Raw genomic sequence first — 8,879 nt, forward strand, 5'->3', positions numbered from 1 at the left:
CGGCATAATGTTGCACCAAGCTGGTGCGAGCCCCCGGTTTTCCGCCTCTGTGGCATACCAACGATATCACGCAGCCATGCAGCACTGGATGAATGCGCCAATGCCGATCTTGCATAGGGGATGCAGATAGTACATAGGAAGCTACCTAACTCAGGTTACAATCCGGGGACTTCATGCTGGCCTCTTCGCGGGTAAACCCGCTCCCACAGGGACCGCGCCGTCCTCAGGAGCGACACCGGACCTGTGGGAGCGGGTTTACCCGTGAAGAAGGCCGCCACCGTCATACAAGGTACCCCCGTGACCGCCGCCCTGCCCCCCACTACCCTGCGCAACGTGCTTACCGCCCTGATGCTGGCGATCTTCCTCGGCGCCCTGGACCAGACCATCGTCGCCGTCTCGCTGCCGGCAATCTCGGCGCAGTTCAACGATGTCGGCCTGCTGGCCTGGGTCATCTCCGGCTACATGGTGGCGATGACCGTGGCCGTGCCGATCTACGGCAAGCTGGGCGATCTGTACGGGCGGCGCAGGATGATCCTCACCGGCATCAGCCTTTTCACCCTGGCCTCGATCGCCTGCGCCCTGGCCCAGGACATGCAACAACTGGTGCTGGCCCGGGTACTGCAAGGCATAGGTGCCGGTGGCATGGTCTCGGTGAGCCAGGCGATCATCGGCGACTTCGTACCCCCACGGGAGCGCGGCCGCTACCAGGGCTATTTCAGCAGCATGTACGCCGTGGCCAGCGTCGCCGGGCCGGTACTGGGCGGCTGGCTGACCGAATACCTGTCATGGCGCTGGGTGTTCTGGATCAACCTGCCGCTGGGGCTGGTTGCACTGTGGGCGATCCGCCGCGCCCTCGGCGGCATGCCGGCGCAGCGCCGCGAGGCGCAGGTGGACTACCTGGGCGCCGTGTTGCTGATCCTCGGCCTGGGTAGCCTGTTGCTGGGTATTACCCTGGTCGGCCAGGGTCACGCCTGGGTCGACCGGGCCGTGCTGGCCCTGTTCGCCTGCGCCGCGCTGGGCCTGGTGCTGTTCATCGCCCATGAGCGCCGCTGCCCGGAGCCGCTGCTGCCACTCGGCCTGTTCGGCAATCGCGTGGCGGTGCTGTGCTGGGGCGTGATCTTCTTCGCCAGCTTCCAGTCAATCTCCCTGACCATGCTCATGCCGTTGCGCTACCAGGGCATCACCGGCGCCGGCGCCGACAGTGCTGCTTTGCACCTCCTGCCGCTGGTGATGGGGCTGCCCATGGGGGCCTTCACCGGCGGGCGCATGACCAGCCTGACCGGGCGTTACAAGCCGCAGATCCTGGCCGGCGCGCTGCTTATGCCGCTGGCCATTTTCGCCATGGCGCTGACCCCGCCGCAATCGGCCTTGCTCAGCGCACTGTTCATGCTGCTGACAGGCATCGCTTGCGGGCTGCAGTTCCCGACCTCCCTGGTAGGCACGCAAAGCGCGGTGGACAGCAAGGACATCGGCGTGGCCACAAGCACCACCAACCTGTTCCGCTCGCTGGGCGGGGCCATGGGGGTGGCGTGCATGTCCAGCCTGCTGCTGGCGCTGCTGCACCAGGGCGGGTTCGAGTCGCTGGGTAATCCGTTGCTGGGGAGCTTGAAGGCCGGCGAAGTGGACCTGATGACACAAGGGCGGTTACTCGATACGTTCCGGCGGTTGTTGATGGGGAGTGCCGGGGTAGCCGTGCTGGGACTGTTTGCAGCGTTTGCATTGCCCGACCGGCAACTGCGCGGACGCTAGAAGCTACGCGATCTCTGTGGGAGCGGCCTTGTGTCGCGAAAGGGCCGCGAAGCGGCCCCAGGATTTCAGCAGTGATGCACAAATTGCCGGGGCTGCTGCGCAGCCCTATCGCGACACAAGGCCGCTCCCACAGGATCGGTGATTTGTTCAAGGTCATCCGGAAGCATTAATCCCCCCTTAACACAAAGGGGTAACACTCCCTCACAATCCTTAACAAAGTGTCATTTGCGCAGAGCCGGGCTCAAGCGCAGCATATCCAGCCCGGTGTCGACCCATTTTTCGACATCCTTCAACAGATCGACACTGTCAGGCAGCAACAGCCAGCGCCCGATCAGGCCATCGACATAGGCAAACATGGCCACCGCCGCGCGCTCGACATCCAGCTCGCCTGGCAACTGGCCCCGGCGCACGGCATTGGCCAGCGCCAGGGTGATGCCCTTGTGGCAATCCAGCACCGCACCCTGGCGCTGCTGGCGAATTTCACACATGTCATCGGTGAACTCGCACTTGTGATGCAGGATTTCATTGATACGCCGGGTTCGGGCATCGAGCACCAGCTCGTTGAACACTTGCAGCAACAGCTTGCGCATGCAGCCGAGCGGGTCCACTTCGTCCTCGCTTTCGCTCGCCCGCGCCAGGTGGTCATGGGTTTCATGCAGGCTGTCGAGCAGCGCCTGCACCAGCTCGGCCTTGTTGTTGAAGTGCCAGTAGATCGCCCCCCGCGTCACACCCGCGAGTTCGGCGATGTCGGCCAGGGTGGTTCGCGCAACCCCGCGCTTGTAGAAGGCCTTTTCCGCCGCTTCGATGATCTGGGCGCGGGTTTCCTGGGCTTCTTCTTTGGTTCGACGGACCATGGCAGTACAAACCTCATCTGCCCCGAACGCGCGGCGCGTGCGGGGAACACTCCGGGGGCACCTCTGCAGGGTGCCTCGCGGAGGAGCTAATCAAGGGCTGTGGCAGTACCCGAGTACAACCCAGCGGTATTTACAAACAACCATGAATGTAAGTATATTCCTTAGCAAGCTATTTATCCACCGGATAGCAATTTTTCCAGATCAAGACTCTTCCATTACTCTTGAGCGTCTCCCTGCTCCAGCGACCCGAGGATCCTCATGCAATTCAAGCCAGCCGTTACCGCTCTGGTTTCCGCCGTCGCCCTGGCAACCCTGCTCAGTGGCTGTAAGAAAGAAGAAGCAGCGCCAGCGGCGCAGGCTCCTCAGGTCGGCGTCGTGACCATCCAGCCCCAAGCCTTCACCCTGACCTCGGAATTGCCGGGGCGTACCAGTGCCTACCGCGTCGCCGAAGTGCGCCCGCAGGTAAACGGCATCATCCTCAAGCGCCTGTTCAAGGAAGGCAGTGAGGTCAAGGAAGGCCAGCAGTTGTACCAGATCGACCCTGCCGTGTACGAAGCCACCCTGGCCAATGCCCAGGCCAACCTGCAGGCCACCCGCTCGCTGGCCGAGCGCTACAAGCAGCTGATCGACGAACAGGCTGTCTCCAAGCAGGAATACGACGACGCCAATGCCAAACGATTGCAGGCCGAGGCTTCGCTCAAGAGCGCGCAGATCGACCTGCGCTACACCAAGGTCCTGGCACCGATCAGCGGCCGTATCGGCCGTTCTTCGTTCACCGAAGGTGCACTGGTGAGCAATGGCCAGGCCAACGCCATGGCCACCATCCAGCAACTCGACCCGATCTACGTCGACGTCACCCAGTCCACCGCCGAGCTGCTCAAGCTGCGCCGTGACCTGGAAAGCGGCCAGTTGCAAAAGGCCGGCGACAACGCCGCCTCGGTGCAACTGGTGCTGGAAGACGGCAGCCTGTTCAAGCAGGAGGGCCGCCTGGAGTTCTCCGAGGTCTCGGTCGACGAGACCACCGGCTCGGTCACCCTGCGCGCCCTGTTCCCCAACCCTGATCACACCCTGCTGCCAGGCATGTTCGTGCATGCGCGGCTCAAGGCAGGTGTAAACGCCAATGCCATCCTGGCCCCACAACAGGGCGTGACCCGCGACCTGAAAGGCGCGCCGACCGCGCTGGTGGTCAACCAGGAGAACAAGGTCGAACTGCGCCAGCTCAAGGCCAACCGTACCCTGGGCAGCGACTGGCTGATCGAGGAAGGCCTGAACCCGGGTGACCGCCTGATCACCGAAGGGCTGCAGTACGTGCGCCCGGGCGTCGAGGTCAAGGTCAGCGAAGCCACCAACGTCAAGAAGCCGGCCAGCCCTGTTCAGGCCAACGCGGCGAAAGCAGACGCCAAAGCGGAGTAAACCATGTCGAAGTTCTTTATCGATCGCCCGATCTTCGCCTGGGTGATCGCCTTGGTGATCATGCTGGTCGGCGCCTTGTCGATCCTGAAGCTGCCGATCAACCAGTACCCCAGCATCGCGCCACCGGCCATCGCCATCGCCGTGACCTACCCGGGCGCCTCGGCGCAAACCGTGCAGGACACCGTGGTACAGGTGATCGAGCAGCAGCTCAACGGTATCGACAACCTGCGTTATGTGTCGTCGGAAAGTAACTCCGACGGCAGCATGACCATTACCGCCACCTTCGAGCAGGGCACCAACCCAGACACCGCGCAGGTGCAGGTGCAGAACAAGCTGAACCTGGCCACCCCGCTGTTGCCGCAGGAAGTGCAGCAGCAAGGTATCCGCGTCACCAAGGCAGTGAAGAACTTCCTGCTGGTGATCGGCCTGGTGTCCGAGGACGGCAGCATGACCAAGGACGACCTGGCCAACTACATCGTCTCCAACATGCAAGACCCGATCTCGCGTACCGCGGGTGTGGGTGACTTCCAGGTGTTCGGTGCGCAGTACGCCATGCGTATCTGGCTCGATCCGGCCAAGCTGAACAAGTTCCAGCTGACCCCGGTCGACGTCAAGACCGCCGTGGCCGCGCAGAACGTGCAGGTATCCTCCGGCCAACTCGGCGGCCTGCCGGCCATGCCCGGCACCCAGCTGAACGCCACCATCATCGGCAAGACTCGTCTGCAGACTGCCGAGCAGTTCGAGAAGATCCTGCTCAAGGTCAACAGCGACGGTTCGCAAGTGCGTCTGGGTGATGTCGCCCAGGTTGGCCTGGGTGGTGAAAACTATGCCGTCAGCGCCCAGTTCAACGGTAAGCCGGCCTCCGGCCTGGCAGTAAAACTGGCCACCGGTGCCAACGCCCTGGACACCGCCAAGGCCTTGCGCAAGACCATCGCCGACCTGGAACCGTTCTTCCCGCCTGGGGTGAAAGCGGTATTCCCATATGACACCACCCCGGTAGTCACCGAGTCGATCAGCGGCGTGATCCACACCCTGATCGAAGCCGTGGTCCTGGTGTTCCTGGTGATGTACCTGTTCCTGCAGAACTTCCGCGCCACCATCATCACCACCATGACCGTACCGGTGGTGTTGCTGGGCACCTTCGGCATCCTTGCCGCTGCCGGCTTCAGCATCAACACCCTGACCATGTTCGCCATGGTTCTGGCCATCGGCTTGCTGGTGGACGACGCCATCGTCGTGGTGGAGAACGTCGAGCGGGTGATGTCCGAGGAAGGCTTGCCGCCCAAGGAAGCGACCAAGCGCTCGATGGAGCAGATCCAGGGTGCCCTGGTGGGTATCGCCCTTGTGCTGTCGGCGGTACTGCTGCCCATGGCGTTCTTCGGCGGCTCCACGGGTGTGATCTACCGGCAGTTCTCCATCACCATCGTCTCGGCCATGGGCCTGTCGGTGTTGGTGGCGCTCATCTTCACCCCGGCCCTGTGCGCCACCATGCTCAAGCCGCTGAAGAAGGGCGAACACCATGTGGCCAAGCGTGGCTTCTTCGGCTGGTTCAACCGCAACTTCGACCGCAGCGTAACCGGCTACGAGCGCAGCGTGGGCTCCATTCTACGCAACAAGGTACCGTTCCTGCTGGCCTACGCGCTGATCGTGGTCGGCATGATCTGGCTGTTCACCCGCATCCCTACCGCGTTCCTGCCGGAAGAAGACCAGGGCGTATTGTTCGCCCAGGTACAGACTCCGGCCGGCTCCAGTGCCGAGCGCACCCAGGTGGTGGTCGACCAGATGCGTGAGTATCTGCTCAGCGAAGAGGCCGACACCGTGGCTTCGGTGTTCACTGTCAACGGCTTCAACTTCGCCGGCCGTGGCCAGAGCTCGGGCATGGCGTTCATCATGCTCAAGCCTTGGGATGAGCGCTCCAAGGAAAACAGCGTGTTTGCCCTTGCCCAGCGCGCCCAGCAGCACTTCTTCACGTTCCGCGATGCGATGGTGTTCGCCTTTGCCCCGCCTGCGGTGCTCGAACTGGGTAACGCCACCGGCTTCGACGTGTTCCTGCAGGACCGCGGCGGTGTCGGCCATGCCAAGTTGATGGAAGCGCGCAACCAGTTCCTGGCCAAGGCCGCGCAGAGCAAGATCCTCAGCGCCGTGCGCCCGAACGGCCTCAACGACGAGCCGCAGTACCAGCTGACCATCGATGACGAGCGTGCCAGCGCCCTGGGCGTGACCATCGCCGACATCAACAACACCCTGTCGATTGCCTTGGGTGCCAGCTACGTCAACGACTTCATCGACCGTGGCCGAGTCAAGAAGGTGTATATCCAGGGCGAGCCGAACGCGCGGATGAGCCCGGAAGACCTGCAGAAGTGGTACGTGCGCAATGGCGCTGGCGAAATGGTGCCGTTCTCCTCCTTCGCCAAAGGCGAATGGACCTACGGTTCGCCGAAGCTTTCGCGTTACAACGGCGTCGAGGCAATGGAAATCCTCGGTGCACCGGCACCAGGCTACAGTACTGGTGAAGCCATGGCCGAGGTCGAGCGCATTGCTGGCGAACTGCCAAGCGGTATCGGCTTCTCCTGGACCGGCATGTCCTATGAGGAAAAACTGTCCGGTTCGCAGATGCCGGCACTGTTCGCCCTCTCGGTACTGTTCGTGTTCCTGTGCCTGGCGGCCCTGTACGAAAGCTGGTCGATCCCTATCGCCGTGGTACTGGTAGTACCGCTGGGTATCATCGGTGCCCTGATCGCCACCAGCCTGCGCGGGTTGTCAAACGATGTGTACTTCCTGGTCGGCCTGTTGACCACCATCGGCCTGGCAGCGAAAAACGCCATCCTGATCGTCGAATTCGCCAAGGAACTGCACGAGCAGGGCCGCAGCCTGTATGACGCGGCGATCGAGGCGTGCCGCATGCGTCTGCGCCCGATCATCATGACCTCGCTGGCGTTCATCCTCGGCGTGGTACCGTTGACTATCGCCAGCGGCGCCGGCGCCGGCAGCCAGCACGCCATCGGTACTGGCGTGATCGGCGGCATGATCAGTGCGACCGTGCTCGCTATCTTCTGGGTACCACTGTTCTTCGTCGCAGTGTCGTCACTGTTCGGCAGCAAAGAGCCGGAAAAAGACGTCACCCCTGAAACTCCACGTTATGAGGCTGGGCAATGACCAAGTCTTTGTTGTCCCTGGCAGTAACCGCTTTCATTCTTGGCGGCTGCTCATTGATCCCTGACTACCAGACCCCGGAATCGCCGGTGGCTGCGCAGTGGCCGCAAGGCCCTGCGTACTCGCCGACGCAATCGGCGGAAGTTGCCGCCGCCGAGCAGGGCTGGCGCCAGTTCTTCCACGACCCGGCACTGCAGCAGCTGATCCAGACCGCGCTGGTAAACAACCGCGACCTGCGCGTTGCCGCTTTGAACATCGACGCCTACCGCGCTCAGTACCGCATCCAGCGCGCCGACCTGTTCCCGGCGGTTTTGGCCACCGGCAGCGGCAGCCGCCAGCGCGTACCGGCGAACATGTCGCAGACGGGCGAAGCGGGCATCACCAGCCAATACTCGGCCACCCTGGGCGTCAGCGCCTATGAGCTGGACCTGTTCGGCCGCGTGCGCAGCCTGACCGAGCAGGCCCTGGAAACCTACCTGTCCAGCGAGCAGGCGCGTCGCTCCACGCAGATCAGCCTGGTGGCCAGCGTGGCCAATGCCTACTACACCTGGCAGGCCGACCAGGCGCTGTTCAAGCTGACCGAAGAAACGCTCAAGACCTACGAGGAAAGCTACAACCTCACCCGTCGCAGCAACGAAGTCGGCGTAGCCTCGGCACTGGACGTCAGCCAGGCGCGTACCGCCGTGGAAGGCGCCCGGGTCAAGTACTCGCAGTACCAGCGCCTGGTCGCCCAGGACGTCAACAGCTTGACCGTGCTGCTGGGCACCGGCATTCCCGCCGACCTGCCCAAGCCACTGGAGCTCAATGCCGACCAGCTGGCCGAAGTACCGGCCGGCCTGCCGTCGGACATCCTCCAGCGTCGCCCGGACATCCAGGAAGCCGAGCACCTGCTCAAGGCCGCCAATGCCAACATTGGCGCGGCTCGTGCAGCGTTCTTCCCGAGCATCAGCCTGACCGCCAATGCCGGCAGCCTGAGCCCCGACATGGGCCACCTGTTCTCGGGCGGCCAGGGCACCTGGCTGTTCCAGCCGCAGATCAACCTGCCGATCTTCAACGCCGGCAGCCTGAAGGCCAGCCTGGACTACTCGAAAATCCAGAAGGACATCAACGTCGCCAAGTACGAAAAGACCATCCAGACCGCCTTCCAGGAAGTCTCCGATGGCCTGGCGGCGCGCAAGACCTTCGAAGAGCAGCTGCAGGCGCAACGCGACCTGGTGCAGGCGAACCAGGACTACTACCGCCTGGCCGAACGCCGCTATCGCATCGGTATCGACAGCAACCTGACCTTCCTCGACGCCCAGCGCAATCTGTTCAGTGCCCAGCAGGCGCTGATCGGCGATCGCTTGTCGCAGCTGACCAGCGAGGTCAACCTGTACAAGGCGCTTGGCGGTGGCTGGTACGAGCAGACCGGGCAGGGCAACAACCAGCAGGCAGCGGTGGAAGCACCGAAAGGCTGATTGCAGTTGCTAAAAGCATCAAGCCCACCCTCGCGGTGGGCTTTTTGTTTTCTGCTGCCTGCACTGGCCTCTTCGCGGGCTTGCCCGCTCCCACAGGATCACCACAGTTTCAGAGGCTGTGGTAATCCTGTGGGAGCGGGCAAGCCCGCGAAGAGGCCAGTACAGGAAAACAATTAACCAACCAGAACATTCCGTTCGATTATCGCCCGCTTCCGTTTGCGGCGAATTGCCTCCCCCCAGCCCCACCCCGCAC

General features: G+C 63.1%; 5 protein-coding genes. 4 read left to right on the forward strand and 1 reads right to left on the reverse strand.

What is annotated here, in order from left to right; translation table 11 throughout:
* The first annotated feature begins 297 nt into the window (after positions 1 to 297).
* Positions 298 to 1,749 (forward strand): MDR family MFS transporter, encoded by a 1,452-nt coding sequence (locus tag CAF92_RS25705; RefSeq protein WP_085602297.1) that lies wholly within the window; start codon positions 298 to 300, stop codon positions 1,747 to 1,749.
* Between the two features lie 221 nt (positions 1,750 to 1,970).
* Here CAF92_RS25705 and ttgR read toward each other — a convergent pair whose 3' ends face one another.
* The gene (ttgR, locus tag CAF92_RS25710; protein WP_025340482.1) at positions 1,971 to 2,603 is read right to left on the reverse strand and encodes an efflux transport transcriptional regulator TtgR; all 633 of its coding nucleotides are present in this window, start codon (positions 2,601 to 2,603) and stop codon (positions 1,971 to 1,973) included.
* Between the two features lie 258 nt (positions 2,604 to 2,861).
* Here ttgR and ttgA point away from each other — a divergent pair, with 258 nt between their 5' ends.
* Genes ttgA through CAF92_RS25725 form a run of 3 tightly spaced genes read left to right on the forward strand, consistent with a single transcriptional unit; the run spans position 2,862 to position 8,626 of the window.
* Positions 2,862 to 4,016, forward strand: a complete 1,155-nt coding sequence (gene ttgA, locus CAF92_RS25715; RefSeq protein WP_075046218.1) for a toluene efflux RND transporter periplasmic adaptor subunit TtgA — start codon at positions 2,862 to 2,864, stop codon at positions 4,014 to 4,016.
* Positions 4,017 to 4,019: 3 nt separating this feature from the next.
* Positions 4,020 to 7,172 (forward strand): multidrug efflux RND transporter permease subunit TtgB, encoded by a 3,153-nt coding sequence (ttgB, locus tag CAF92_RS25720; RefSeq protein ID WP_046614835.1) that lies wholly within the window; start codon positions 4,020 to 4,022, stop codon positions 7,170 to 7,172.
* Positions 7,169 to 8,626: an AdeC/AdeK/OprM family multidrug efflux complex outer membrane factor gene (locus tag CAF92_RS25725; RefSeq protein ID WP_085602296.1), complete on the forward strand. Its 1,458-nt coding sequence runs from the start codon at positions 7,169 to 7,171 to the stop codon at positions 8,624 to 8,626. Before ttgB ends, CAF92_RS25725 begins: the two co-directional genes overlap by 4 nt.
* The last annotated feature ends 253 nt before the right edge of the window (positions 8,627 to 8,879 follow it).

Origin of the sequence: Pseudomonas sp. B10(2017), assembly GCF_002113295.1 — a bacterium.
In the GTDB taxonomy this organism is placed as follows: domain Bacteria; phylum Pseudomonadota; class Gammaproteobacteria; order Pseudomonadales; family Pseudomonadaceae; genus Aquipseudomonas; species Aquipseudomonas pudica.

What these genes read in the sequence shown, in the direction of transcription:
- ttgR (WP_025340482.1), bottom strand. Translation starts at nt 2,603, where the DNA reads ATGGTCCGTCGAACCAAAGAAGAAGCCCAGGAAACCCGCGCCCAGATC.
- ttgA (WP_075046218.1), top strand. Translation starts at nt 2,862, where the DNA reads ATGCAATTCAAGCCAGCCGTTACCGCTCTGGTTTCCGCCGTCGCCCTG.
- ttgB (WP_046614835.1), top strand. Translation starts at nt 4,020, where the DNA reads ATGTCGAAGTTCTTTATCGATCGCCCGATCTTCGCCTGGGTGATCGCC.
- CAF92_RS25725 (WP_085602296.1), top strand. Translation starts at nt 7,169, where the DNA reads ATGACCAAGTCTTTGTTGTCCCTGGCAGTAACCGCTTTCATTCTTGGC.